Annotated in this window: 26 protein-coding genes; 13 read left to right on the top strand and 13 right to left on the bottom strand. The window is 74.8% G+C overall.

What is annotated here, in order from left to right; genetic code table 11:
• Nucleotides 1-4: 4 nt before the first annotated feature.
• Both KGD84_RS14810 and KGD84_RS14805 read right to left on the bottom strand, forming a co-directional pair.
• On the bottom strand, nt 5-1,279 hold the full coding sequence (locus KGD84_RS14810) for an APC family permease (RefSeq protein ID WP_220565751.1): 1,275 nt from the start codon (nt 1,277-1,279) through the stop codon (nt 5-7).
• A 241-nt stretch (nt 1,280-1,520) separates the two neighbouring features.
• On the bottom strand, nt 1,521-2,027 hold the full coding sequence (locus KGD84_RS14805) for a dsRBD fold-containing protein (RefSeq protein WP_220560934.1): 507 nt from the start codon (nt 2,025-2,027) through the stop codon (nt 1,521-1,523).
• 140 nt (nt 2,028-2,167) lie between these two features.
• Here KGD84_RS14805 and KGD84_RS14800 point away from each other — a divergent pair, with 140 nt between their 5' ends.
• The 4 genes from KGD84_RS14800 to KGD84_RS14785 all read left to right on the top strand — a co-directional run bounded on the left by KGD84_RS14800 (nt 2,168) and on the right by KGD84_RS14785 (nt 6,296).
• Entirely contained in the window at nt 2,168-2,791 is a 624-nt protein-coding gene (locus KGD84_RS14800; protein ID WP_220560933.1) for a class I SAM-dependent methyltransferase, read from the top strand.
• Nucleotides 2,792-3,081: 290 nt separating this feature from the next.
• Nucleotides 3,082-3,642, top strand: a complete 561-nt coding sequence (locus KGD84_RS14795; RefSeq protein WP_255646557.1) for a TrmH family RNA methyltransferase — start codon at nt 3,082-3,084, stop codon at nt 3,640-3,642.
• Between the two features lie 264 nt (nt 3,643-3,906).
• Entirely contained in the window at nt 3,907-5,289 is a 1,383-nt protein-coding gene (locus tag KGD84_RS14790; RefSeq protein WP_220560931.1) for a hemolysin family protein, read from the top strand.
• Nucleotides 5,286-6,296 (top strand): hemolysin family protein, encoded by a 1,011-nt coding sequence (locus tag KGD84_RS14785; RefSeq protein WP_220560930.1) that lies wholly within the window; start codon nt 5,286-5,288, stop codon nt 6,294-6,296. The genes KGD84_RS14790 and KGD84_RS14785 overlap by 4 nt, the downstream gene beginning before the upstream one ends.
• Nucleotides 6,297-6,357: 61 nt before the next feature.
• Here the strand turns inward: KGD84_RS14785 and KGD84_RS14780 are convergent, their stop codons facing one another.
• Genes KGD84_RS14780 through KGD84_RS14770 form a run of 3 tightly spaced genes read right to left on the bottom strand, consistent with a single transcriptional unit; the run spans nt 6,358 to nt 9,251 of the window.
• Nucleotides 6,358-7,845, bottom strand: a complete 1,488-nt coding sequence (locus KGD84_RS14780) for a DUF6297 family protein (RefSeq protein ID WP_220560929.1) — start codon at nt 7,843-7,845, stop codon at nt 6,358-6,360.
• Nucleotides 7,842-8,459, bottom strand: coding sequence for an ABC transporter ATP-binding protein (locus KGD84_RS14775; protein ID WP_220560928.1), 618 nt, complete (start codon nt 8,457-8,459; stop codon nt 7,842-7,844). The genes KGD84_RS14780 and KGD84_RS14775 overlap by 4 nt, the downstream gene beginning before the upstream one ends.
• 9 nt (nt 8,460-8,468) lie before the next feature.
• The gene (locus tag KGD84_RS14770; RefSeq protein ID WP_220560927.1) at nt 8,469-9,251 is read right to left on the bottom strand and encodes a class I SAM-dependent methyltransferase; all 783 of its coding nucleotides are present in this window, start codon (nt 9,249-9,251) and stop codon (nt 8,469-8,471) included.
• A gap of 75 nt (nt 9,252-9,326) precedes the next feature.
• Between KGD84_RS14770 and KGD84_RS14765 the strand changes: the two genes are divergently transcribed.
• Complete coding sequence (locus KGD84_RS14765) at nt 9,327-9,917, top strand: TetR/AcrR family transcriptional regulator (RefSeq protein ID WP_220560926.1); 591 nt, start codon at nt 9,327-9,329, stop codon at nt 9,915-9,917.
• Between the two features lie 78 nt (nt 9,918-9,995).
• Here KGD84_RS14765 and KGD84_RS14760 read toward each other — a convergent pair whose 3' ends face one another.
• The 3 genes from KGD84_RS14760 to amaB all read right to left on the bottom strand — a co-directional run bounded on the left by KGD84_RS14760 (nt 9,996) and on the right by amaB (nt 12,655).
• Entirely contained in the window at nt 9,996-10,424 is a 429-nt protein-coding gene (locus KGD84_RS14760; RefSeq protein WP_220560925.1) for an organic hydroperoxide resistance protein, read from the bottom strand.
• A gap of 68 nt (nt 10,425-10,492) precedes the next feature.
• Nucleotides 10,493-10,963: a MarR family winged helix-turn-helix transcriptional regulator gene (locus tag KGD84_RS14755; protein ID WP_220560924.1), complete on the bottom strand. Its 471-nt coding sequence runs from the start codon at nt 10,961-10,963 to the stop codon at nt 10,493-10,495.
• Nucleotides 10,964-11,110: 147 nt separating this feature from the next.
• A complete protein-coding gene (amaB, locus tag KGD84_RS14750; RefSeq protein ID WP_220560923.1) occupies nt 11,111-12,655 on the bottom strand; it encodes an L-piperidine-6-carboxylate dehydrogenase in 1,545 nt (514 codons plus the stop codon).
• A 193-nt stretch (nt 12,656-12,848) separates the two neighbouring features.
• Between amaB and KGD84_RS14745 the strand changes: the two genes are divergently transcribed.
• Nucleotides 12,849-13,910, top strand: a complete 1,062-nt coding sequence (locus KGD84_RS14745) for a pyroglutamyl peptidase (protein ID WP_220560922.1) — start codon at nt 12,849-12,851, stop codon at nt 13,908-13,910.
• A 95-nt stretch (nt 13,911-14,005) separates the two neighbouring features.
• Here the strand turns inward: KGD84_RS14745 and KGD84_RS14740 are convergent, their stop codons facing one another.
• Nucleotides 14,006-14,245: a hypothetical protein gene (locus tag KGD84_RS14740; protein ID WP_220560921.1), complete on the bottom strand. Its 240-nt coding sequence runs from the start codon at nt 14,243-14,245 to the stop codon at nt 14,006-14,008.
• A 391-nt stretch (nt 14,246-14,636) separates the two neighbouring features.
• Here KGD84_RS14740 and KGD84_RS14735 point away from each other — a divergent pair, with 391 nt between their 5' ends.
• Nucleotides 14,637-16,196, top strand: a complete 1,560-nt coding sequence (locus KGD84_RS14735) for a polysaccharide deacetylase family protein (protein WP_220560920.1) — start codon at nt 14,637-14,639, stop codon at nt 16,194-16,196.
• A gap of 142 nt (nt 16,197-16,338) precedes the next feature.
• Complete coding sequence (locus KGD84_RS14730; RefSeq protein WP_255646556.1) at nt 16,339-17,076, top strand: polysaccharide deacetylase family protein; 738 nt, start codon at nt 16,339-16,341, stop codon at nt 17,074-17,076.
• A 19-nt stretch (nt 17,077-17,095) separates the two neighbouring features.
• Here the strand turns inward: KGD84_RS14730 and KGD84_RS14725 are convergent, their stop codons facing one another.
• Entirely contained in the window at nt 17,096-18,553 is a 1,458-nt protein-coding gene (locus KGD84_RS14725; protein ID WP_220560919.1) for an aldehyde dehydrogenase family protein, read from the bottom strand.
• Between the two features lie 55 nt (nt 18,554-18,608).
• On the opposite strand from KGD84_RS14725, the gene KGD84_RS14720 reads away from it, so the two are divergent.
• On the top strand, nt 18,609-19,238 hold the full coding sequence (locus tag KGD84_RS14720) for a TetR/AcrR family transcriptional regulator (protein WP_220560918.1): 630 nt from the start codon (nt 18,609-18,611) through the stop codon (nt 19,236-19,238).
• A gap of 238 nt (nt 19,239-19,476) precedes the next feature.
• Nucleotides 19,477-19,965 carry a GNAT family N-acetyltransferase gene (locus tag KGD84_RS14715; RefSeq protein WP_220560917.1) on the top strand — a complete coding sequence of 163 codons (489 nt, stop codon included), beginning with the start codon at nt 19,477-19,479 and terminating at the stop codon, nt 19,963-19,965.
• Nucleotides 19,966-20,022: 57 nt separating this feature from the next.
• Here KGD84_RS14715 and KGD84_RS14710 read toward each other — a convergent pair whose 3' ends face one another.
• Both KGD84_RS14710 and rox read right to left on the bottom strand, forming a co-directional pair.
• Complete coding sequence (locus KGD84_RS14710) at nt 20,023-21,492, bottom strand: glycoside hydrolase family 43 protein (protein WP_255646555.1); 1,470 nt, start codon at nt 21,490-21,492, stop codon at nt 20,023-20,025.
• 97 nt (nt 21,493-21,589) lie between these two features.
• The gene (rox, locus tag KGD84_RS14705) at nt 21,590-23,032 is read right to left on the bottom strand and encodes a rifampin monooxygenase (protein WP_220560915.1); all 1,443 of its coding nucleotides are present in this window, start codon (nt 23,030-23,032) and stop codon (nt 21,590-21,592) included.
• 267 nt (nt 23,033-23,299) lie between these two features.
• Here rox and KGD84_RS14700 point away from each other — a divergent pair, with 267 nt between their 5' ends.
• Nucleotides 23,300-23,848 carry a GNAT family N-acetyltransferase gene (locus KGD84_RS14700; protein WP_220560913.1) on the top strand — a complete coding sequence of 183 codons (549 nt, stop codon included), beginning with the start codon at nt 23,300-23,302 and terminating at the stop codon, nt 23,846-23,848.
• A 258-nt stretch (nt 23,849-24,106) separates the two neighbouring features.
• Nucleotides 24,107-24,799, top strand: a complete 693-nt coding sequence (locus tag KGD84_RS14695) for a haloacid dehalogenase type II (protein ID WP_220560911.1) — start codon at nt 24,107-24,109, stop codon at nt 24,797-24,799.
• Between the two features lie 31 nt (nt 24,800-24,830).
• On the opposite strand, the gene KGD84_RS14690 is transcribed toward KGD84_RS14695, so the two are convergent.
• Nucleotides 24,831-25,196: a hypothetical protein gene (locus KGD84_RS14690; protein WP_220560909.1), complete on the bottom strand. Its 366-nt coding sequence runs from the start codon at nt 25,194-25,196 to the stop codon at nt 24,831-24,833.
• Between the two features lie 216 nt (nt 25,197-25,412).
• On the opposite strand from KGD84_RS14690, the gene KGD84_RS14685 reads away from it, so the two are divergent.
• Nucleotides 25,413-25,724, top strand: coding sequence for a hypothetical protein (locus KGD84_RS14685; protein WP_220560907.1), 312 nt, complete (start codon nt 25,413-25,415; stop codon nt 25,722-25,724).
• Nucleotides 25,725-25,738 lie beyond the last annotated feature (14 nt).

Below are 25,738 nucleotides of genomic sequence, written 5' to 3'. Positions count from 1 at the left end.
GGCGTCAGCCCGCGGCGCGGGCGCCCAGCCGGTCGCGCACCCACCACAGGGCAGCGCCCGCGGCCAGCACCGCGGCGCCGGCCGCGACCGCGTTCAGCGGCAGGCTGCACGCCAGCACCACACAGCCCACCAGGCCGCCCAGCGGCACCGGCAGCGGCGGGCGGGGCTCGTCGGGGCCCAGCCGCAGCGCCGAGGCGTTGGTGATGGCGTAGTACACCAGCACCCCGAACGCGGAGAAGGAGATCGCCCCCGTCAGGTCGGTGAACAGCACCAGGCCCACCACGATCGCGGCGATCAGCGCCTCGGCGTACACCGGCACCCCGTGGCGGCCGCGGCGCGTGGCCAGCACCCGGGGCAGGTGGCCGTCGGCGGCCATCGCCGCCGTGGTCCGGGTGACCCCCATCAGCAGGGTGATCAGGGCGCTCAGGCAGGCCACCGCGGCGCCGACCGCCACCGCCGGGACCGCCCACTCCAGCCCGGCCACCCGCACCACGTCCGCCAGCGGCGCCGAGGAGTTGATGAGCCGCTCCCGGCCCAGCACGATCAGCGTCCCGGTGCCCACCACCAGGTAGATCAGCAGCACCCCGCCCAGGGACAGGGTGACGGCGCGCGGGATGGTGGTCGCCGGGTCGCGGACCTCCCCGCCCAGGGTCGCCACCCGGGCGTACCCGGCGAACGCGAAGAAGATCATCCCGGCCGCGCCCAGCACCCCGAAGGAGCCGGGCCAGGGGCCCAGCCCGTCGACCTCGGCGACGGCGGCCAGCCGCCCGCTCATCAGCATGGCGACCACCACGCCGGCCAGCACCGCCAGCACCACCGACAGCAGGACCTTGACCACGAGCGTGGAGCGGCGCACCCCCCGGTGGCCCAGGGCGGTCGTCAGCACCACCGCGGCGGCCGCCACCGGTCTCTCCCACCCGGGCAGCACGTAGGCGGCGAAGGTGAGCGCCATGGCCGCGCAGGAGGCGAGCTTGCCCACGACGAACGACCACCCGGCCAGGAAGCCCCACAGGTCGCCCAGGCGCTCGCGGCCGTAGATGTAGGCGCCGCCCGACTCGGGGTGGCGGGCCGCCAGCCGCGCAGAGGACATCGCGTTGCAGTAGGCGACCAGTCCGGCGATGAGGACGGCCACGGGCAGCCACGCGCCGGCGCCCCGCGCCGCGGGGGCGAACACGGAGAAGACCCCGGCCCCCAGCATCGCGCCCGCGCCGATGGCGACCGCGTCGACGGTGCCGAGCACCCGGGCGGGTCCGGCCTGCGGTGATGAGGTGGTCAACAGGGCGTCTCCTTGCCTGATGGACGTCGGTGGCGGGCCCTCCCGGCCCGGGGCCTCCTTTCGGTGGACGTTTCGAGTGTGCCCGATCCCGGTGACCACCGGGTGCGTTCCCCCGGTGGTGAGGGTGGCCACTTCCGGTCCGAGGGGTGTCGGTCCCGGCCGGGGCGGGCACGGCCGGACCCCCGGCCCTGCGGGGCCGGGGGTCCGTGTTCCCTCGTGATCGCCGCCCGGCGGGCGGGCCCGGTCAGGTGGGCCGCCACGGGGTGCCGGTGTTGTCGTTGATGTCCTCGGCGGCGACCTGCCGGAGCTGGCGCGAGAGGTCCGACAGCGCCCGGGAGACGGCGAGCTCCTCGCCGATCTCGGGGACGTCCATGTCCATCGGGTGCTTGCGTGCCATCCCGTGACCGCGCAGCGCCGTACCGTCGTCGGCGACCATGCCCACCTCCGCCCAGGTGCGGGCGGCCTCACCCTCGTTCTCCTCCGAGATCAAGACGTCGACGTTCCAGCGCTTGGTCGTGTGCATCTGCGCCCCCTCCGTGCTCGTCCCGGCGTCCGCGCCGGGCGGGTGTTCGATGTGCGCGTCCGGGCCGGGGTAGACCAGGGCGTCGTGCCCCTGCCCGGCGTCGAGCCAGTGCACCTGGTACGGGGGCTCCCCGCCGCTCCCCCGGATCCCGGTGACGACACCGGTCCGGCGGTGCGCGTCCGCGCGCTGGCTCTCGATGACCAGACGATCTCCTACCTGTGCTCGCATGGGTTCCCCCGCCATCCCTCGGATAACTCCATCTTCCGCACCCCTTGCCGGGTCGTGTCGGGGCTTGGCACGTCGTTTTCCGCAGCATGTGAGGTTTTTGCCGGGCGTGGGACGCGCACCGGTGCTGGTAGCGTCACGGCGTGGCCCAGCACTACTTCGACTCCGACCCGGACGCCGCGAGCCGTCCCTCCACCGCGGACCTGGTCCTGCCCGACCTGCACCTGCGCCTGCACACCGACCGCGGGGTGTTCTCCCCCGACAAGGTGGACCTGGGCACCCGGGTGCTGCTGGAGTCGGTCCCGGCCCCGCCCGAGGGCGGGCGGCTGCTGGACGTGGGCTGCGGCTACGGGCCGATCGCGCTGACGCTGGCCTCCCGCGCCCCCGCCGCACAGGTGCTGGGGGTGGACGTGAACTCCCGCGCGGTGGGCCTGGCCCGCCGCAACGCCGCCGAGCACGGCCTGGACAACGCCCGCTTCGCGGTCGTCACCCCCGAGGGCGAGCCCGCCGAGGAGGACGCCCCCGACCTGTCCGGCCCCTTCGACGCGATCTGGTCCAACCCGCCGATCCGGGTGGGCAAGGGCGTCCTGCACACCCTGCTGCGGGTGTGGCTGGGGCGGCTGTCGGAGCAGGGCGTCGCCCACCTGGTGGTGCAGCGCCACCTGGGCGCCGACTCCCTGCACAAGTGGCTGGTGGAGCAGGGGTTCCCGACCGAGCGCACCGCCTCCCGCGCGGGCTTCCGCGTCCTCGCCGTCCGCCGCGGCTGAACGCGGGCTCACAGGCCACGCGCAGTCCGTATCCGTGAAGACCTCGGCCGCACCCCGCCCGTATGCGGAAGGGCCATGATCGCGGGCCGTCCGTTGGGGCGGCGGGAGGCGGGAGCGCCGCGGTGCGGCGGTGTGGGGGCGCCCCCGGCCGGCGGGGAGGCCGTGGGCGAGAGGAGGCTCTTGTCCTCTTGTGTCCGGTCACACGTGCGTGTCCGGGTTCCGCCCGGTAACCTGGTGCGCACACCCGGTCCCGGGTGGCCGTCCACACACCGCCGAGGAACACACCGCAGTTGAGCACGCAGTTGCGCCCCACGGATGTCAAACGCCTGAACCGCCAGTGGCGCAGGAGCACCGGGGGACGCCTCGCCCTGATCGTCGAGTCGGTCACCCAGCCCTACAACCTGGGCTCGATCCTGCGCACCTGCGCGACCCTGGGCGTGGACCGCCTCTGGCTCGCCGGCAACAGCGCCGACCCGCTCGACCCCAAGGTCGGCAAGACCGCCCTGGGCACCGCCGCCAAGGTGGACCACGTCCGGGCGGGCTCCACCGCCGAGGCGCTGGCCGCCGCCCGCGCCGACGGCTACAAGGTGGTCGCCCTGGAGCTGGCCTCGGGGGCCGTGCCGCTGCACGCCGCCCCGCTGGACGGCGACGTGTGCCTGGCCGTCGGCGCCGAGGACCACGGCTGCTCCCCCGCCCTGCTGGCGGGCGCGGACGCCGTCACCTACATTCCGCAGATCGGGCGGGTGGGATCGCTGAACGTGGCCGTGGCCACCGCGATCGCGCTCGCCGAGGCCCGCCGTCGCGAGTGGGCCTCCCTCGGTGGTGAGGCGGACGCTCCGGTCGGGAACTGAGCAGGTGGCGGGAACTTTCCCCCGCCGCCCTTCGTCTTTGATCGCGTAGCAGGTCTCCCACCTGTCACAGCCGTACCAAAAACGGCATCACCCTGAGCGCATCAGCGCAGAGAGAGGAAAAGTGGACCCGTCCCGAAGTACCGGCAGCATCCCTGAGGGATGCTGTGGCCCTGAAACAGACGAGCCTCCTTCTCCCGGGGGCACGCGCCCTCGTAGAACCGTTCCCGGTGGCGCCGGGAACACTGCCCAGGCGGTGCGTGCCCGATGATGAGCACCGTTCTCAGTATCGGCCTGGGGATTCTGGTGGTCTTTCTGATCACCGTGGCGACGGGATACTTCGTCGCCCAGGAATTCGGCTACATGGCCGTGGACCGCTCCCGACTGCGGGCGCGGGCCTCGGCGGGTGACGCCGGCGCCAAGCGGGCGCTGGGCATCACCAACCGCACATCGTTCATGCTCTCCGGTGCCCAGCTGGGCATCACGGTCACCGCCCTGCTCGTCGGCTACGTCGCCGAGCCGCTGATCGGCGAGGGCATCGGCGAACTCCTCGGCGGGGTCGGGGTGCCCACCGGCGTCGGCGTCGCCATCGGCACCGTGCTGGCCCTGCTGTTCTCGACCGTCGTCCAGATGGTCTTCGGCGAGCTCTTCCCCAAGAACCTGGCCATCGCCCGGCCCGAGCCCGTGGCCCGCGCCCTGGCCCTGTCCACGGGGATCTACCTCAAGGTCTTCGGCCCGGTCATCTGGCTGTTCGACCAGGCGGCGATCCTGATCCTGAAGCTGGTCCGGATCGAGCCGGTGGAGGACGTCCAGCACGCGGCGACCCCGCGCGACCTGGAGAGCATCATCGCCGAGTCCAAGGAGAGCGGGGACCTGCCCGCGGAGCTGTCCACCCTGCTGGACCGCACCCTGGACTTCCACGAGAGCACGGCGGGGCACGCGATGATCCCGCGCCCCGAGGTGACCACGGTGGAGGAGGGCGACCCGGTCAGCCGGGTCGTGGAGCTCATGGCCTCCGACCACTCCCGCTTCCCGGTCCTGGGCGACGGCGTCGACGACATCGTGGGCGTCATCTGCCTGCGCGATGTGCTGGCGCTGGGCGACCGCGACCTGGAGCACGTCAAGGTCAGCGAGGTGGCCCGGCCCACCGTCATGGTGCCGGCGTCGCTGCCGCTGCCCGGCGTGCTCGACCAGCTGCGCGAGGCGAACGAGGAGTTCGCCTGCGTGGTGGACGAGTACGGCGGCCTGGCGGGCGTGATCACCACCGAGGACCTGGCCGAGGAGCTGGTCGGCGAGATCGCCGACGAGCACGCCCCGGAGGAGGAGGCCCCCGCCCACCTGGACGGTGAGGGCTCCTACCTGGTCCCGGGCGGGCTGCACATCGACGAGGTGGAGCGGCTGATCGAGCACGACCTGCCCGAGGGCGACTACGAGACGCTGGGCGGTCTGGTCATCCACGAGCTGCACCGGCTGCCGCAGGTGGGCGACACCATCGCCCTGCCGCTGCCGCGCCCGGTCAGCGCCCACGACGAGGATCCCGACATGGCGCTGACCCTGCGGGTGTCCTCCGTCCAGCGGCACGTGCCGCACACCGTGGAGGTGCGCCTGCACGAGGCCGGCTCCGAGCAGGCCGAGGAGGCGCGCGCATGAGCGACATGAACATCTGGGTGGCGCTGGCGCTGACCGTCGCCATCATCGCGCTGAGCGCGTTCTTCGTCGCGATCGAGTTCGCGCTGGTGGCGGCCCGCCGCTACCGGCTCGAGGAGGAGGCCAAGACCAGCGCCTCGGCGCGGGCGGCCGTCAAGAGCGCCCGGGACCTGTCGCTGCTGCTGGCCGGCTCCCAGCTGGGGATCACGCTGTGCGCGCTGGCGCTGGGCGCGATCTCCAAGCCCGCGGTGCACCACCTGCTGGAGCCGCTGTTCGGCGGCCTGCCCAGCGCGGTGGGATACGTGGTGTCGTTCGTGCTGTCGCTGATCGTGGTGACGTTCCTGCACCTGGTCGTGGGCGAGATGGCCCCCAAGTCGTGGGCGATCTCGCACCCGGAGAAGTCGGCGATCATGCTGGCGATCCCGATGCGGGTGTTCATGTGGTTCACCCGGCCGCTGCTGCTGGCCCTGAACGGGATGGCCAACTGGTGCCTGCACCGGTTCGGGGTCGAGGCCGTGGACGAGATGCACTCGGGCCACAACCCCGAGGACGTCCGCGAACTGGTGGAGCACTCGGCCAAGGCCGGTGCGCTGGACTCCGAGCGCCGCGACCAGCTGGCCACGGCGCTGGAGGTCAACTCCCGCCCGCTGAGCGAGATCGTCACCCCCCGGGAGGAGATCGCCTCGGTGGGGCCCGACGACGGTGTGGAGGAGATCAAGCGGGTCTCCCGCGAGTCCTCGCACCTGCGCCTGGTGGTCATGGACGGCGGGGTGCCGGTGGGCGTGCTGCACGTGCGCGAGGCGCTGACGAGCCCGGCGGGGACGACCGCCGCGGACCTGATGCGCCCGGTGCTGACGCTGCCCGCGGGCACGCCGATGTACTCGGCGATGAGCACCATGCGGGAGAGCCGCAGCCACCTGTCCCTGGTGGAGGAGGACGGCGAGACCATCGGTCTGGTCACCCTCCAGGACATCCTGGACCGGCTGCTGCTGCTGGACACCGCCGCCTGAGGGTGAGCACGCAGGGGGCCCGGGGTCGTACGACCCCGGGCCCCCTTTTTTCCGTTCCGTCTCAGGGGCTCCGCCGGAGGGCGCAGTAGGCCGCCAGGGCCGCCGCGCCCGCGAGCGCCTGGGCCGCGAACAGCGGGCCGCTCCCCCCGGCGGTGAAGGCGAGGAGCGCGGGCAGGCAGCCGAGCGCGGCCAGGTCGGGGCCGGTCAGCGCCCACTGCACCGGACCGAGCGGTACCGGGCCCAGGGGCGTGTCCATGACGGGGGCCGTGTGCTCGACGGGGCGGCGCCGCGCCATCCGCAGGGCGCCCGCCGCCAGCGCGGGCGCGCACAGCGCCCCCAGCGGCCACAGGGGTACGCCGGTGGCGGCGGTGCCCGGGCCCGCCAGGTCCAGGCCCGCCAGGGCGAGGGTCAGCCAGGCGCCGCCGAGCAGGGCGGGCAGCACCGCCCGCGCGGCCGTGAGCGCGCGCGGGCCCGCGGCCGACAGCCGTGCGAGCGCGGCGTCCCCGGCGTCCCGGCGGGCCCCGGCGGTGCCGGTCGCGGCGACGGCCGCGGCACCGGCGGCGAGCACGGTCAGCACCACCGCCTCCCCGGTGCCCGCCCGCGCGGCCAGGGCGGGCAGCACCGCGGTCGCGGCGGCCGCCGCGAGCCGTCCGGGCCGCCGGCCCGCCCGCCGCCAGTCGGCCCAGGCCACCGCGGCCGCCCCGCGCGCCCACCGGGGCCAGGGGCGCGAGCGCAGGGTGCGCGTCCGCCAGTGCGCGTCCTCGGCGATCCAGGAGAGCGCGCCCGGGTCCAGGCCGAGGACCGCGCCCGCGGCGAGCCCGGCCCGGTCCGAGGCCCGCAGGACGGCCGGGGCGGGGATGCGGGCCACGGCCGCCCAGGCGCGCCGGGCCAGGGCCGCGGCCACCGCGGCCGAGACGGTCGCCGCCGCCGTCCAGGCCCCCTGCGGGGCCGCCGCGAGGGCCGTGAGCGCGCCGCGCCCGGGCCCGGCGCCCATGGCCGCCGCGGCGGCCGCCGCCAGGAGCAGGGCGGTGATCAGCCCGACCACCCAGCCGTCCCAGGCCGGGGACGCCTGCGCCAGGACGGCCGCCGCTGCTCCGGCGAGCGCCCAGGAGACCCCTAGCGCGACGGCCACCGCCAGCCGCGCCGCGAGGTCGGCGGCGCCGAGCGCACCGGTCAGGGCCAGGCCGGCGGCGGCGCCCACGAGCACGGCCGTCCCCGCCAGGAGGAGCAGTGCCGGGGCCAGCACGTCGCGGCGCGGCAGCGGCGAGAGCAGCAGCCAGGACGCGTCGGCCGAGGGCACTCCGAGCGGTCCGGCCGCCCGGGCCAGGGCCAGCGCCCCGGCCAGGAGCAGGGCGGTGAGGGCCAGTCCGGCTCCGGCCCGCGCCGGGTCGGTGTCCGCGGGGACGGCCGCGACCGCGCGGCCGACCAGGGGGGACGCCAGGACCGCCAGCAGGGCCAGGCCGAACAGGGTGATGTAGCGGTCCGACCAGGTGCGGCGCCTGCGGTCCCCGTTCCGCGCGAACGCCCGGACCCGCGCCGCCGCCCTCACGCCGCGGCCTCCAGGACGAGGGGGCGGGCGCCGCGGGCGAGCCCCGCGTCGTGCGTCACCATCACCACCGTGCCGCCGTCCGCGGCGTAGGCGGCGAGCAGTCCGGCGAGCCGGTCCCGGAAGCCGGTGTCGAGCCCGCGCTCGGGCTCGTCCAGCAGCAGCACCCGGCTCGGCCGCAGCAGCGCCGTGGCCAGGGACAGCCGCTGGCGCTGGCCGGTCGACAGCGACGGCGGGGTCCGGTCGGCGAGGGCGGCGAGCCCGAACAGTTCCAGGGCCCGGTCGGCCTCCAGCCGCCCGGGGCCGTGCACCGCCCGCATCAGCTCCAGGTGCTCCCCCGCGGTGAGCCCCGGGTACCAGGCGGGCTCGTCTCCGGCCCAGGCGACGTCGCGCCAGAAGTCCGGTGTGTCGGCGGGCGGGCGGCCCAGCACGCGCACGGTGCCCTCGGACCGCTGCAGCCCGGCCAGGCAGCGCAGCAGGGTGGTCTTCCCGGCGCCGTTGGCGCCCAGTACCGCGACCACCTCCCCGGGGGCGGCCGTGAGGTCGGCTCCGCGCAGGACCGGGACGCCGCCCAGTTCCACGCCCACGCCGCGGGCGATGACGGTGGGTTCGCTCACCGGTCCACTCTAGGGGCGCACGGCGATGACGGCGACGGTGGTGCGGTGCACGGGGAAGGCGCCCCCTACGGCGTCGATGGCGGCGCCCACGCCCTCCAGCAGGGCGTCCAGGGCCGGGCGGGGCAGCCGTGTGTACAGGCCGCCGGTGGGCAGCAGCTCCAGCCAGGCCTCGCGGGTGAAGTGCTCCCGGGTGGTGTGCCGCCACGGTTCGGGGGTGGCGAAGGCGCCGCTCGCGGTGAGGTCCGCGGCGACCCTGGAGGCCAGGTCGGTGTAGCCCTCGGCGCCGGTGCGGCGCGGCATCGCGGGCAGGTCGGGCAGGACGCGCTCGTGGACGCGGGCGAAGGCCTCGGCCAGGTCGGCGGGCGGGTCCAGGGCGTTCCAGAACACGGCCAGGCGCCCGCCCGGGCGCAGTGCCGCGGCGGCGGCCGCCGGTCCGGCGACGGGGTCGACCCAGTGCCAGGCCTGGCCGCAGACGACGGCGTCGAAGAGGCGTCCGGCCGGGTCCCAGTCCTCCAGGGCGGCGTTCTGGACGGCGAGGCCGCCGGCGCGGGCCAGGTCGGTCATCCGGGGATCGGGGTCGATGCCCAGGACCCGGTGGCCGGCGGCGCGGAAGGGGCGGGCGGAGATCCCGGTGCCGCAGCCGACGTCGAGGACGTCCCGGGGCTCGGGGCCGGGCAGGACCCTCTCGACCAGGGCGGCGGGGTATCCGGGGCGGGCGCGGTCGTAGCGTGCGGCGTCGGCGCCGAAGGAGACGGCGGTCCCCGGTTCGGGGCGGAACTCAGAAGTGGGCATGCGCCCACTTTAGTGGGCACATGCCCATTCTGGGAACCTGGTATCCCAGAAAAAACGGGGAGAGGGGTGGGGCCGATGCCGACCGGGGTGGCCATCCGCGACGTGCGCGAGCTGCTCTTCGACGCCGCCGAGCGCATCCTGGTCGGGTCCGGGCCCAGCGCGCTCACCAGCCGCGCCGTCACCGACACCGCCGGCTGCGCCAAGGGGGTGCTGCACCGCCACTTCGACGACTTCGACGACTTCCTCGCCGCGTTCGTGCTCGACCGCTCCCGGCGCCTGGACGCCCGCACCGCGCTGCTGCGCGACCGGGCCGGCCGGGGCGAGGTCGTCGACAACCTCACCGGCGCCCTCACCGGCCTGTTCGACTCGATCGCGGTCGCGGTGGTCGCCCTGGTCACCTTCCGCGACGGCCTGCGCGCCCGGCTGCGCCGCGACCTCCCGGCCGGGATCCCGGTGCTCACCGAGGCCGTGGACCGGATCGGCGCCTACCTGGCCGCCGAGCGCGACCTGGGCCGCCTGCGCCCCGACACCGACGTCGAGGCCCTGGCACCCGCCCTCATCGGCACCGCCCACCTGCTGTTCGCCGACCGCACCGGGCGGCGGCCCGACCCCGGGGCCGTGCGGCGCGCGATCGCCGCGGCCGTGGGCGGGGCGCTCGCCCCCTGACCCCGGGCACGGCGGCCCCGGGCACGGCGAAGGGGGCGCCCCCGTGCGGGACGCCCCCGAGTACTGCGCGGTACGGGCTCAGACGGCCTTGGCGGTCAGCTTGACCTCGATGTTGCCGCGCGTGGCGCGGGAGTAGGGGCACATCTGGTGGGCGGCCTCGACCAGCTCCTCCGCCTTGGCCTGGTCGACACCGGGGATGGTGACGTCCAGCTCCACCGCGATGTCCAGGCCCTCATCGGACTTGCCCAGGCTGACGTGCGACTCGATGGTGGAGCCGTCGACGCTCGTCTTGTCCTTGCGGGCGACGGCCTTGAGCGCGCCGTGGAAGCACGCGGCGTAGCCGACCGCGAAGAGCTGCTCGGGGTTGGTGCCCGGGCCGTCGTCGCCGCCCATGCCCTTGGGCACGGACAGGTCGACGTCCAGACGGCCGTCCTCGGTGCGGCCGTGGCCCTTGCGGCCCTCGCCGGTGACGGTGGCCTGCGCGGTGTACATGACGTCGTATGCCATGGGTTCCTCTCCTTCGGCTCCCCGCGGAGCCTGTGGTGGCGTTCGTGGTGGCGTGCGGCGGTCGGTCCTCACCCGGTCCCGCAGGGGCGCCGGGCGGCCGCGTTCTCGACCGAGCGGGTGAGCTCGTCGAGGGTGGTGATGAGGTCGCGGACCCGGTCGGCGGGCTGCCCCGAGGCGCAGGTGAGCTGCTCGGGGATGCCCAGGGCCCGCTCCCGCATCGCGGCGCCGCGCTCGGTGAGCCCGATCTCGACGACCCGCTCGTCGGCGGCGCTGCGGGTGCGGGTGATCGCCCCGGCGGCCTCCAGCCGGCGCAGCAGCGGCGACAGGGTGCCCGAGTCCAGGTGCAGGACCCGGCTGAGCCCCTTGACGCTGAGGGTTCCGTGCTCCCACAGCGCGAGCATGACCAGGTACTGGGGGTAGGTCAGGCCCAGGTCGCCCAGCAGCTCCCGGTAGAGCCCGGTCAGGGCGCGGGAGGCGGCGTACAGGGAGAAGCACAGCTGGTTGTCCAGGGCGAGCGGGTCGTACTCGGTCTCGGCCACGGCTCTTCTCCTCCCCTTCCCGTCCTTCGGGTGCCGTCACACCGTAACAGAGATCGGTTGCCCACAACAAGATTGAGCACAAACATTTTTTCGCGCACGGAACCCCGGGCGACGGGGCGGGTCCGCGGACCCGCCCCGCCCCGCCTCCTAGAGGAACCGGACCCCCTGGGCCAGCGGCAGCTCACCGCCGAAGTTCACCGTGTTGGTGGCCCGGCGCATGTACGCCTTCCACGAGTCCGAACCCGACTCCCGCCCGCCACCGGTGTCCTTCTCCCCGCCGAACGCCCCGCCGATCTCCGCACCCGAGGTGCCGATGTTGACGTTGACGATCCCGCAATCGGACCCCGCCGAGGACAGGAACCGCTCCGCCTCCTGCTGGTCGCGGGTGAAGATCGCCGAGGACAGCCCCTGCGGCACCCCGTTGTGCAGCTCCACCGCCTCCTCCAGGGTGCGGTAGGCCAGCACGTACAGGATCGGCGCGAACGTCTCCCGGCGCACCACCTCGGTCTGCCCCGGCATCCGCACCACCGCCGGCTCCACGTAGTAGGCGTCCTTGGCGTCCTGCTCCAGCCGCCGCGCCCCGCCGACCAGCACCCGGCCCCCGTCGGCCTCGGCCCGGTCCAGGGCCTCGCGCATCGCCGTGTACCCGCGCTCGCCGATCAGCGGGCCCACCAGCGTCTCCTCGGCGAACGGGTCGCCGATGCGGTCCTCCAGCTGCCGGTAGGCGGCCACGACCTTCTCCGCGACCTCATCCACCACGTCCTCGTGCACGATGAGGCGGCGCAGGCTCGTGCAGCGCTGCCCGGCCGTGCCCGCCGCCGCGAACACGCTGCCGCGCACCACCAGGTCCAGGTCGGCCGAGGGGGCCACCACCGCGGCGTTGTTGCCGCCCAGCTCCAGCAGGTACCGGCCCATCCGCGCCGCCACCCGCGGCGCCACCGCCCTGCCCATCGCCGTGGACCCGGTCGCCGACAGCAGCGCCACCCGCGCGTCGTCCACCAGGGCCTCGCCCACCGACCGGTCCCCCAGCACCACGCGGTGGACGTCGTCCGGCGCCCCCGTCTCCCTCGCGGCGCGCATCAGCAGCGCGTGGCAGGCCAGCGCCGTCAGCGGGGTCAGCTCCGAGGGCTTCCACACGACCGTGTCACCGCACACCAGGGCGATACAGGTGTTCCACGACCACACCGCCACCGGGAAGTTGAACGCCGTGATCACCCCGACCACGCCCAGCGGGTGCCAGGTCTCCATCAGCCGGTGCCCGGGCCGCTCCGAGGGCATGGTCCGCCCGTACAGCTGGCGGGACAGGCCCACCGCGAACTCGCAGACGTCGATCATCTCCTGGACCTCGCCCAGCGCCTCGGAGCGGATCTTGCCCGCCTCGATCGTCACCAGCTCGGCCAGGTCGCCCTTGTGCTCGCGCAGCAGCTCCCCCAGGCGGCGCACCAGCGCCCCGCGCACCGGGGCCGGGGTGTCCCGCCAGGCCGGGAAGGCGGCGTGCGCCGCCGCCACCGCCCGCTCGGCGGAGGCCGCGGTGTCGAACTCCACGGGGAACAGGATCCCCCCGGTGACGGGGGTCCGCGCGGTCCCGGCGGCGCCCACCGGCTCGCGCAGCCGGTCCACGCCGCACCGGGCCAGCGCCTCCCTGGCCCGCTCGGCGAGGTGTTCGGTGTCGGGGAGTCCGGAAGTGTGCATGTGCGACTCTCTTCGTCGAGAGGGGGCAGGACACTCAACACCCTGCCAAGTCCGGGGCCGCCGGTCCAGCCCCGCCGTCCAGGTTTCGCGGCGCGCCCGATCCCCGTTCCCCGGGGCGCCCCCGCGCGGCGTTAGACTCGCGAGCGCCCATCCCCCGGCCGCACCGGCCGACTTCGAGACAGACAGCGATCCCGTGCACCACGACACCACCCCCGAAGAGGACCGCGCCGACCTCGACGTCCCCCGAAGGATCCTCGACCGCTCCGGTTTCGGAGCCGCCGTCCCCCTCTTCGCCGCCGACCTCAACGACGCCGCCGACACCGAGGCGGCCCGCCAGGCCGTCGCCGCCCACGCCTCGCGGCTGTGGACCGAGGCCGCCCGCACCGACGTCGGGACGGTCGACGACCGCCCCCTGTACTGGGCCCGGCTGCGGCTGGCCGCCCGCCTGCGCACCTGGCGGCCCGCCTTCGACCTGGCCGAGGAGGACCGCGCCGGGCTCCTGCACCTGCTGGAGACCGCCTCGCGCGGCATCACCGAACTGCTCTTCCCGCCCGGCGAGCGCCTGCTGCGCATCGTCGTCACCGGGTTCGACCCCTTCCGCCTGGACGAGGACCCCGCCTGCGCCAACCCGTCGGGGGCCGCCGCCCTGGACCTGAACGGGTGGACCTTCCCCGTGGGCGGGCGCACCGCCGTGGTGCGCACCGCGGTCTTCCCCGTGCGCTGGGCCGACTTCGACGCGGGCCTGGTGGAGGAGGCCCTGGGCCGGGTCCACGGTGAGGCCGACGCCGTCCTCACCCTCAGCCGCGGCCGCCCCGACCGGTTCGACCTGGAGGTGTGGAACGGCGTGTGGCGCGGCGGCGGCACCGACAACCTGGGAGTGGCGCGCACCGGCCGGGCCCTGCCCCCGGACGCGCCCGAGTGGACCCGCTCCTCCCTGCCCGTGGAGGAGATCGCCGCCCGGGTCGGCGGACCGGTGGTGGTCAACACCGAGGTCACCGAGGTCCCCGCGGGCGGCGGCGCACCGGTCGTGCGCCCCGGCGGGCCCACACCGGGCTCGGCGGCCCGGCGCGGGGGCGGCGGCGACTACCTGTCCAACGAGATCGCCTACCGCAACACCCTGCTGCGCGACCGGGCCGGGTCCTCGATCCCGGCGGGGCACGTCCACCTGCCCCGCACCGGCTCCACCGGCGAGCACGCACCGGTGCTGGCCCGGGTGCGCGAGATCGTCGCCGCGGTGGCCGCGACCCTGGCCTGAGCCGGAAAAAGGGAACGGCGGGCGCGCGGCCGGGAAGGCCGCGCGCCCGCCGTGTCACCGGGCCGTGCCGGCCGTGGCCGGCCGGCGGGGGCCCGTCAGTACGAGGACAGCGCCGTCAGGTACCAGGCCCCGTACAGGACCATGTAGATGATGCCGACCACGATCCCCACGCCGAACAGCACCCAGGAGATGATGGTGCACGTCTTGGCGGCCTTGGGGTTGCTGGTGGCCAGGGACGCGCCGATGACGCCCAGGATCAGGCCGATGAGGGCGAAGCCCCAGCACACGCACAGGCCGATGACGTTGGCGATGATCGCGCCGATGGCCGCGCCCATGCTGAAGGGCGGCTCCTGGGGCCCGTGGCCGCCCGGGGGCGGGTAGCCGCCGGGGCCGCCGGGCGGGGGCGGCGGGTAGCCGCCCGGTCCGCCGGGGGGCGGGGGATAGCCGCCGCCCGGAGGGGGATAGCCGCCGGTTCCTCCCGGAGGCGGGGGGAAGTATCCTCCGGTTCCGCCGTTGGGCGGCTGGCCGGGGCCTGGACCGTAGCTCATGAGTCCCTTTCGAAACAGATGCGTGGAGCGGACACCACGTTAGAGGGTGGGACGCCCGGCCCGGGCCACGGGTTCGCCTCTCCGCGCTTGTTCACTCTCCCCCAAAATCATGACAGAGAGTATTCAATCGGGCGCGTTCTGATTATTGTTTCGGTGGCCCCTTCGATATGGTCCCCTCGTGCCTGTCACCTCGATTAGCCGAAAACTCGCCGTCACCGCCGTTCTGGGCCTGCTCCTGGTACCCGGCTGCCACGCAGCGGAACCGGCCCTGCCCTATGCCGAGGCGGTGCGCATACCACTCGACGCGTGGCCTGCGGTGCAGGTGGGAACGCGTTCGGTGGCCACCGACGCCGGCACGGTCGGGTACCGCTACCCGATCCTGGGGCCGGACCACCCGCTGACCACGGAGATCCACACCTCCATGGCCGAGCGCCAGACCGAATTCCTGGAGGACCTGCCCGAGAACGGCACGCCCGAACTGCTCCAGGACGCGACCATGCTGGCCGCCTCGCCGAAGGTGGTGGGCGTCCGCGTCACCGAGACCGTCAAGGCCGGCGTCAACGAGACCTTCGGCGCCCGCACCCTGTGGTACGACGCCGAACACGACACCGTCCTGCCCTGGACGTCGCTGTTCCGCGACGAGGAGGCCATCGAGAGCGCCCACCTGGCCCTGGCCGGCGTGCTGGAGGACGACTACGACATGCCGACCGAGCAGCTGCCCGGCCTGGTCGGCGAGGTGGCGCTGCGCGCCGCCCAACAGGAGGAGGCCCCGGACTCCGGGCCCGGCGAGGCCGGGGTCGGCTCCGCACCGCCCTCCCCCGGCGCCACCGGCGAGGACACCGCCCCGCTGGACCTGTCCGACCCCGAGCAGGCGCTGCGCGCCGCCGAGCTGTGGGAGGGCTCGCCCCTGGCCGACCTGGCCTTCAGCACCGCCGGCGGACTGGCGGTGCGCATGGAGCCGGGCGACGTGCCCGAGGCCGGGCGGGTCAGCGAGGTCCTGCTGCCGGTCCAGCCCGAGGACACCGAGGGCCTGCTGTCGGAGCTGGGCTACCACGCGCGGGAGGCCGCCCTGTCCGGCGAGCCCGACTTCCCGCTGGACGGGGAGCTGTCGGCCGAGGGCGACAGCCTGGACTGCTCACGCCTCAAGTGCGTGGCGCTGACCTTCGACGACGGCCCGGGCGAGGACACCGAGCGGCTCCTGGACATGCTCGCCGAGTACGACGCCCGCGCCACGTTCTACGTGCTGGGCTCGCTCGTGGGCGAGTTCCCCGAGGTGGTGGAGCGCACCCACGCCGAGGGGCACGAGATGGGCAACCACTCCTGGAAGCACGACGACCTGGCGGGCAAGTCCGAGGCGGGGGTCGCCGAAGACATCACGCGCACCAACGAGGCGGTGCGGGCGATCACCGGCTCCGACCCGCTGACGATCCGCCCGCCCTACGGCTCGCTCAACGGGACCGTGCGCAGGGCCGTGGACCAGCCGCTGATCCTGTGGGACGTGGACACCATGGACTGGCAGAGCCGCGACACCGCCAAGGTCGCCGGGCACGCCCTGGAGCACACGACGGCGGGCAGCGTGGTGCTGTTCCACGACATCCACCCGAGCACGGTGGACGCCGTTCCCGAGGTACTGGAGGGTCTGCACCGGAAGGGCTACCACTTCGTGACCGTCACCGACCTGTTCGGCCTGGAGGCGCTGGCCCCGGGCGACGTCTTCACCGACGCCCGCGTGAACTGAGGGCGCCCCGGGCGCCGGACGCGCGAACCCCCGCCGTGGCGGGGGTTCGCGTATTTCATTCCCCCACGGACGTAAAGAGCGGTTCGTCACTTCGTGGGCGTTCACCTTTTCCCAGGTCACGGGCTCGCATACATTCTCCTGCGTGAACGTTACCTTTCCGAAACCCAAACTCGCCCTGGCCGCCACCGGCGGCCTCGCCCTCGCCGCCCTCCTGATCCCCGCCTCGCCCGCCGCGGCCGACACCGTCCTCAAGGCCGAGGCCAAGAGCATCGCCGCCCCGGACTGCACCAAGGAGAAGTGCGTCGCCCTGACCTTCGACGACGGCCCCGGACAGTACACCGACAAGGTCCTGGACACCCTCGCCGACCACGACGCCAAGGCCACCTTCTACCTGCTCGGCTCCAACGTGGGGAACTTCCCCGACACCGTGGAGCGCATGGCCGACGAGGGCCACGAGATCGGCAACCACTCCTGGAAGCACGACGACCTGGCCACCCTGTCCGGCTCCGCCGTCAAGGACGACATCGAGCGCACCGACAAGGCCATCGAGGACGTCACCGGCGAGAAGCCCGCCACCGTGCGCCCGCCCTACGGCTCTCTCGACGACACCGCCCGCGAGGCCATCGACAAGCCCATCGTCCTGTGGGACGTGGACACCCTCGACTGGCAGAGCCGCGACGCCGGCGCCGTCACCGACGTCACCCTGGAAGAGACCGACCGGGGCAGCGTCGTCCTCTTCCACGACATCCACGAGAGCACCGTGGACGCCATCCCCGGCATCCTCGACGGACTCGCCGACGACGGGTACGAGTTCGTCACCGTCTCCGACCTGGCCGGGGACGACCTGGAGCCGGGCGTCGCCATCACCGACGCCCGCTAGCCCCGCGACCCGCCGCGGCTCACAGCATCCGCCGCAGGATCTTCTCCTTCAGGTCCGTGATCGGCGCGTAGGCCACCCGCATGGTGTCCAGCACCAGCGACTTGTCCAGCACCGACTTGGTGTGCGAGAACGTGTCGATGGACGCCGTCGAGTGGTAGGCGCCCATGCCGCTCTCGCCCACACCGCCGAACGGCAGGTCGGGTACGGCCAGGTGCGCGATGGGCAGGCCGAACGCCAGGCCGCCGGAGGAGGTCTCCGTGGTCAGGCGGCGCTTGGTCTCCTCCGACTCGGTGAACGCGTACAGGGCCAGGGGCTTGTCCCGCTCGTTGACGAACGCGATCGCCGCGTCCAGGTCCGGCACGCCGACCACCGGCAGGATCGGACCGAAGATCTCCTCGGCCATGACCGGGGTGTCGGCCGTGACGTCGCCCAGCACCGTCGGCGCGATGTACAGGTCCCCGCGGTCGTGCCGCCCGCCCGCCACCACCGTGCCGCTGCCCAGCAGCGCGACCAGGCGGTCGAAGTGGCGCTCGTTGACGATGCGCCCGTAGTCGCCGCTGGCCTTGGGGTCCTCGCCGAACATCTCGGTGATCGCGGCCGCCAGCTCCCGCTGGAGCGCGTCCGCCGTGCCGCCGACGGCCAGCACGTAGTCCGGCGCCACACAGGTCTGGCCCGCGTTGGTGAACTTGCCCCACGCCAGCCGCCGCGCCGTGGCGGCCAGGTCCGCACCCGGCTCCACGATGGCGGGACTCTTGCCGCCCAGCTCCAGGGTGACCGGCGTCAGGTGCTTGACCGCCGCCGCCATGACGATGCGGGCCACCTGGCCGTTGCCGGTGTAGAAGATGTGGTCGAAGTGCTGCTCCAGCAGCGCGGTGCTCTCGGGGACACCGCCCTCGACCACGGCGACCGCCTCCGGGTCCAGGTACCGGGGCACCAGGTCGGCCAGCAGCGCCGACGTCGCCGGCGACAGCTCGCTGGGCTTGATCACCACGGCGTTGCCCGCGGCCAGGGCGCCGACCAGGGGGGCCAGCGCCAGGTTCACCGGGTAGTTCCACGGGCTGATGATGAGCACCGTGCCCAGCGGCTCGCGGACCGTGCGGGCCCTGGCGGGGGCCAGTGCCATCGGCACCGGCACGCGCCGGGGGCGCAGCCACGACGCCAAGTGCTTGAGCGTGTGGTCGATCTCGTTGACGACGAAACCGATCTCGGTGGTGTGCGCCTCGACGGGGCTCTTGCCCAGGTCGGCCTTGAGCGCCTTCTCCAGCGCGGGGCGCTCCTCCACCAGGAGGGCGCGCAGCCGCCGCAGCTGGGCGCGGCGCCAGGCGACGGGCTTGGTGCGGCCGGAGGCGAAGGCGGCGCGCAGACCGCGCACGAGCGCGGAGATCTCCGCGGCGCTGTCGCCGTCGATGGGGGCCGGCGCCGCGGTCTGAACGGTGGCCTGCCGGATGGTCGGGGTGCCAGGGGTGTCGTTCGTCATAGCCGGATACTAAACGAAACCTTTTCGTTTTGACCAGGGACCGTAGGATGCTGCCATGACCACGGACCATCTGCCCGAGACGACGCCCCGCCGCGGAAGGCCGAGGGACGCCGCCCGGGACCGCGCGCTGATGGACGCCACCCTGGACGAACTCCGCCTGCACGGCTACGGCGGACTGACCACCGCCGCCGTCGCCCGCCGCGCCGGCGTCTCCACCGCGACCCTGTACCGCCGCTGGCGCTCCAAGGAGGACCTGGTGCTCCAGGCCGCGGCGGTGTGGTGCGAGGACCTGGGCCCCGACCGCGACACCGGGACCTTGCGCTCGGACCTGGGCGAACTGCTGCACGACAAGGCCACCGCCCTGGACGGCCCCTCCGGACAGCTGCTGCGCGCCATCCTGGGCGAGGCGGCGCACAACCGGGCGCTGGCCGACGTGCTGGTGAGCGAGTACGTGGCCCCGTTGCAGGACCGCGTGGCGGCCATCGTGGCCCGCGCGGCCGACCGGGGGGAGATCCCCCCGGTGGAGGACCCGGTGGTGGTGGGCGAGCTGGTGATCGGGCCGATGGTGACGCACACGTTCCTGGTCCCGCACGAACCGGGCGGGCGCCCGGGACGGGACATGGCGGAACGGCTGCTCCCCTACCTGCTGAGGGCGCTGGGGGCTCGGGACGTGTCCGGCGGATGATTCCGCCCCGCGTCCTCCGGGCCGGCCCGCGCTCCTTCGGCGCGAGCACCGGACCGCACGGGGGTGTCCGTCGAACACGCTTCAGGAGGGGGTGTGCGGCGCAGCCGCACGCCTCTTCGTCTCTTGGTCCTGTAGTTTCCCGAACCCCCGCCTTTACGACGTAGATTCAATCGGGGGCGCCGGTCGGACCGCGCAAACGACTTGCGGGGGCACGAAGCCGAACACCACACTGTCCGCCATGCACATCCGCACCGCGCTCCCGGCCGACTGGCCCGCGATCTGGCCCTTCCTCCACCGGATCGTCGCCGCCGGCGACACCTTCACCTATCCCCCGGACCTGGGCGAGGAGGCCGCGCGCGACATGTGGCTGCTCCCCGAGCCGGACCGGACGGTGGTCGCGGTGGACGGCGACGGCCGCGTCCTGGGCACCGCCAAGATGAACCGCAACCACGGCGGGAACGCCTCGCACATCGCGAGCGCCAGCTACATGGTCGACCCCGCCCACTCCGGCAGGGGGGTGGGGCGGGCCCTGTGCGAGTACTCGCTGGACTGGGCGCGCGCGGCGGGCTACCGCGGGATGCAGTTCAACGCGGTCGTGGAGGGCAACGAGCGGGCGGTGGGGCTGTACCGGTCGCTGGGGTTCGAGGTGGTGGGAACGCTGCCGGAGGGGTTCGCGCACCCGCGGAAGGGGTTCGTGGGACTGCACATCATGTACCGGAGGCTGTGAGCCCGGATCCCGTCCGGGGGCCGAACGGCCCGGCCGTCCGCGACTCCCCCGGCGCCGTCAGGTGCCGCCCAGGTACTCCACGGAACGCACCGCGATCCCGCCCCCGGCGCAGGAGACGCCGACCATGCGGCCGGTGAACCCCCCGGCCACCTCCGTGGACAGGTACCGCCCGTCCAGCCGTGCCAGCTCGGTGGTCCCGCCGTCCGGGGTGCGGACACCGGCGACGAGCACGTCCGGCCCCCGCTCCCTGCTGTACAGGGGCGCGGTCGGGGGCACCGCGCGCAGTTCGAGCTCCGTCCCCGGCCGCAGGGGGAGCTCCCCCAGCACGGTGGTGAGCGGCCCGGCCTGCGCCACGGCGCGCACCCGGTCCGCGTCGACCTCCAGCGCGAACCGGTGGGCGGGGTCGATGCGCAGCTCCAGGGCGCCGGTCCCGCCGTCCGCGGCGACGACCGCCCGGGCGGTCATGGTGGTGTGCTCCTGGCGGCGGCCCACGAACACCCGGCCGGGGCCGGGCGGGGCCATCCGCCACCGGTCCCCCGCCCACCGCAGCACACGGTCGGGGAGGACGCCGGCGCCGACCCAGTCGGGCCCGATCACGCCGTCGGCGAGGACCGACCGTACCGGGGGCCGCGGCGAGGGTTCCAGCGGGCCGGAGACCACGGGCCAGCCGTCCCTCCAGGAGACCTCCGCGGCGAACGTCTCCCGGCCCAGCACGTGCCAGCCGGGGAAGGAGCCCGCGGGGCGCACGCCGAGGAACACCATCGCCCACGACCCGTCGGGGCGTTCGACCAGGTCGGCGTGGCCGGTGTTCTGGACCGGGCCGGGGGTGCCCCGGGCGGTCAGCAGGGGGTTGTCCGGGCAGGGCTCGAACGGGCCCTGCGGGGAGGGCCCGCGGGCGACCGTGACCGCGTGCCCGGGACCGGTGCCGCCCTCGGCGATCACCAGGTACCACCACCGGCCGGCCCGGTACAGGTGCGGCCCCTCCGGGTCCCTGCCGCCGGTGCCGCTCCACAGGGTGCGCGGCCCGGTCAGCAGCTCGCCGGTGGCCGGGTCCAGGACGGCCTGGCGGATCCCGCCGTCCGACCAGGTGAGCAGGCACCGGCCGTCCTCGTCCCACGCCAGGTCGGGGTCGATGCCGCCCGCCCCGCGGATGCGGACGGGGTCCGACCAGGGGCCGGCGGGGTCGGACGCGGTCATCAGCAGGTGGCCGGGGCCGGCGGAGACGTCGGTCGTCACCAGGTGGAAGGTGCCGTCGCGGTGGCGCAGGGTCGGGGCGTACACGCCGCCCGAGGGGCCGGCGCGGGCCGCCAGGTGCGCGGGGCGGTCCATCACATGGCCGATCGGCTCCCAGGCCAGCAGGTCCCGGGACCGGAACAGCGGGACCCCCGGCGCGTACTCGAAGCTGGAGCACGCCAGGTAGAAGTCGTCGCCCACCCGGCAGACGGTGGGGTCGGGGTGGAAGCCCCCGAGAACGGGGCGGGTCGGCAGTACGCCGGCCGGGGAGGAGGGCGCCTCGGGCTCGATCACGCGACGAGTGTGGCACGTCGCGGGCGCGCCCGGAAGGGGCCCGCCCGGAAAGCGCGCCTCCCCTCGGCGGAGGCGCTCCCGGGCGGCCCGTGCGGGGTCAGGCGGCCGCGGGTCCGAACCACCGGGACAGCGCGTCGGGCAGCCCCTCCCGGTCGCGCCCCACCCAGACCGCGTGGCCGTCCGGGCGCAGCAGCACCGCGGGCACGTCCATCTCCGCCAGCTCCTCGCTGTCATCGACGACGTGGTCCACCCGGTCCCGCCACCCCTGTGCCGACAGGCTCCCCGTCCGGTCCAGCAGCAGTCCGCGGCCGCCGTGCATCAGCCCGTACAGGCGCCCGTGCTCCTTCAGCTCCACGTCCCGCAGCCGCGCGCCCAGCAGCGGGTGCCCCTCCGCGCCCACGTCGTAGCGGATCCCCGTGGCGATGATCTTCTCGGTCAGGTACCGGTTCACCTCCTCGATGTCCATCAGCTCCGACACCAGGCGGCGCGCCGCCTGCGGCCCCGGCTCCGGGGACATCAGCTCCATCTGCGCGCGGGTGTTGTCCAGCACGTCGGCCGCCACCGGGCGGCGCTCCGCCTCGTAGGTGTCCAGCAGCCCCGCCTGGGCCCGGCCGCTCACCTCGGCGGCCAGCTTCCACCCCAGGTTGAAGGCGTCCTGGACGCCCAGGTTGAGCCCCTGCCCGCCCACCGGCGGGTGGACGTGCGCCGCGTCCCCGGCCAGCAGCACCCGGCCGACCCGGTAGCGGTCCGCCAGCCGGGTCGCGTCGCCGAAGCGGGACATCCAGCGCGGGGAGTGCACCCCGAAGTCGGTGCCCGCGTACTCGCGCAGCTGCCGTTTGAAGTCCTCCAGGGTCGGCGCGGCGGTCCGGTCCGGCGCCACCCCCGCCGCGGGCACGACCACCCGGTGGACCCCGTCGCCCATGGGGCCGATGCCGAACCGCATGTGGGTCCTGCGGACCTCGGCCATCGCCGCCGCCAGCTCCTCCGGCGACGCGGTCACCTCCATCTCGCCCAGCAGCGTCTCCGTCCGGCTGGGCTCGCCGGGGAAGCCGACGCCCAGCAGCCTGCGCACGGTGCTGCGGCCGCCGTCGCAGCCGACGAGGTGGCGCGTGCGCAGCCGTGTCCCGTCGGCCAGTTCGACGTCCACCCCCTCCGCGTCCTGCTCCAGGCCGACCAGCTCGCGGCCGCGCCGGATGTCGGCGCCGGCCTCGGCGGCGTGCTCCTCCAGCAGCCGGTCGATGGTCGTCTGCGGGATGGCGAGCACGTAGCCGTGCGCGGTGTCGAGCCCCGCGGGGGCGGGCTTGCGGATGGCGGCGAAGAACCCGCCCAGGGGGTGCTCGCGCCCCTCCGCGAGGAACCGGCCCAGCAGGCCGCGCTGGTCCATCACCTCGATGCTGCGCGCGTGCAGCCCCAGGGCGCGGACGAAGGGCGGCCGCTCGGCCTCCTTCTCCAGCACGACCACCTCCACCCCGTGCAGCCGAAGTTCGGCGGCCAGCATCATGCCGGTCGGCCCCCCGCCGGCGATGACCACGTCGATCATGTGTCCCCCGTTCGGTGCGTGTCGATGGCGGCGCGCCCCTCATCGGGTCCCGGGGATCCCGCCGGCGGCGGCCGCGATCGACGATTCTGCGCCCTGACCCGGGTCTTGCCGCAAGCCCCGGGGTGCGCTATAGATTGAGAGTGGCAGGAGGTTCCCGGAACCCCTGCCTTTCGCTTTGGGGCGGCCTTCTTCTCGGGCCGCCGCATCCGCTTGCGGGGTCCTGTAATTCCCTGAGTTCTCGCCCGGGGATGTGCTACTTTGCCCGCCATGTCTGAACTCGGGCCCGATATCTGGCCGCCCTCCCCGATCAAGACCGAACGCCTCGTGCTCCGTGAGACCGAGGCCCGGGACCGTGAAGCGTTCATCGACCTGTTCTCCTCGCCGGAGGTGGGCACCTACCTCGGCGGACCGCAGCCGCGCGAGGACCTCGAACGCGCGATGCCCGAGGTGCCCGGACGGCGCCCCGGCCTGTTCGCGGTCGAGCTGGACGGGGCGATGGTCGGCATGACCACGCTCGACCGGCGCGACCCGGAACGCCCGGGCCACGTGCGTCCGGAGGGCGCGGAGGCCGAGCTCGGCTACCTGTTCCTGCCCCGGGCCTGGGGGCACGGGTACGCCGCCGAGGCGTGCGCCGCGGTGCTCGACTGGTTCGCCGGGGCGCTGCCCGGCGAGCCGGTGGTGCTGTGCACGCAGACCGCCAACGACCGCGCGATGCGCCTGGCGGCGAGGCTGGGGTTCACCGAGGCGGAGCGGTTCGAGGAGTACGGCGCCGAACAGTGGTTCGGCGTGTGGTCCCCGGCCGCGCCGACCGGCTGAGCCGGGCCGGCCCCGAAGGGCGCCGCCCCGGCCGGGGCGCGGGCGCAGCCGTCGCGGTCCCGGCGGTACCGGAAGACGGGGAAGGTACGCTCCGCGGCGGAAAGGTCCACCGCGGCCCCCGCGGGTCCGCGCCCCTCCCCCGTCGGGGCCTCCCCCGGCCACCGGCGGCCGGGCGGGCCGACCCGCCGCCCGTGGAGGCCGCCGTGGCGCCCCGGCGGGGTCCTCCGCCATCCGACACCAGACGATTCAGGAGGCCCCATGGCTCCGCTCCCCGATGTGGACGTGGTCGTGTTCGACATCCTCGGCACCATGGTCGACGAACCCGGCGGGATCGCACGCGGTATCCGCTCGCTGCCCGCCCGGCTCGACGACGCGCGCGTGGACGGCCTCGTCGCAACGTGGCAGCGGCATGTCGAGGAGCGGCAGCGGGACATCCTCGCGGGCCGCCGCCCCTACACCGACAGCACCGCGATCGACCGGGAGGCCGCCGAACGCGTCGCCGCCGAGGCCGGTGTCGCCGACGCGGACGCGGTCCGCGCGCTGGCGGACTCCGCGCAGCGCCTGGATCCGTGGCCGGACTCGGTGTCGGGCCTGGAGCGGATCGCCGCGCGCCTGCCCGTGATGGGGCTGTCGAACGCCGGCCGTCCGGCGCTCACCCGCATCAACACCCACGCCGGGCTGCGCTGGCACCAGGTGCTCTCCGCCGAGGACGTGCGCGGGTACAAGCCCCACCCGGACGTGTACCGCCTCGCCGTGGCCAACACCGGCCTGGCGCCCGAACGCCTGCTCATGGTCGCCGCCCACGCCTGGGACCTGCGCGGTGCCCGAGCCGTGGGCATGAGGACCGCCTACGTCGAACGCCCCGTCGGGGACCCGCCCCGGCCGGCGGACGCCTTCGACCTGAGCGCGGCGGGCCTCGACGGCCTGGCCGCGCTGCTCACCGCCGACTGACGGCCCGCCCCGGGACTCTCCGGGACACCCCTCACGGGGGAGTGAGGATGGGGCGGACCGCCCCTCCCGTCCTCGGGCAGGTCCAGGCGGGGACCCCCGAGACCAGGCGGGCGGTCGGGGGGTGCGGGTGGCCGGGGCAGGGCGGCAGCGGCCGCCCGAGGGCCTGCTCCACGGCGGCGTCCTGGAGGCCGTCGGCCAGGTGGACCACCGCTTCGGCGTCGGTCATGGCGGCCTGGAGGTAGGAACCCGCGGCGGTGCCGTCGGGGAACCACAGCACGACCTCCACCTCCCCGCTCTCCGGCCGGGACTCCACCACGAGGTCGCGCAGGGGCGGGTCGCCCAGGCCGCGCAGGATCTCCTCCGCCCAGGCGCGCACCGGCGCGCGGACCACGTCCATCTCCGGCCTCCGTTCTCCGTCTCCGCGGCTCGGCGCGGCGTGCGCACGGGGCCACCGCGAACCGCCGCAGATGACCGGCACCGGCACGGTTCAACGGCATATCGGGGCGATATGCGGTGACGTCCGCGCGGTTCCGGTTCAGGACCTTGGGTTCCGCTTCCGGAAGATATCCCGACACCCCCGCGAACCGAATCCTCCGACTGTACAAAGGACCTCATGCGCTCACTCTCGGACACGGACCCCCTGCTCCTCCCCCGCCGGACCGTCGGCCCCGGGAACCCCTACGCCCTTCTCCCGGCCGGACGGCCCCACGGCGCCCCGCACGGGGAACCGCCCTCCGCGGGACCGGGCCGCAGCCACCGGAGTCCGCGTCCGGGCCCGGCCGACGGGAACCGGGGCCTCCGGCTCGCCTGCGCGTCCGCGGCCACCGCCGCCGCGCTGCTGGGCCTGGTGGAGTTCGCCTCCCGGTACCAGGCGTTCGGCGGGCCCGGCTCCGTCGGCCACTGCCTGCTCACCGGCGGCTCGTAGCGGCCCGCCGCCCC

It is taken from the genome of Nocardiopsis changdeensis (assembly GCF_018316655.1).
Lineage (GTDB): Bacteria > Actinomycetota > Actinomycetes > Streptosporangiales > Streptosporangiaceae > Nocardiopsis > Nocardiopsis changdeensis.
The sequence above is the reverse complement of the archived record's forward strand: the minus strand, read 5'-3'. Positions and strand labels throughout refer to the sequence as shown.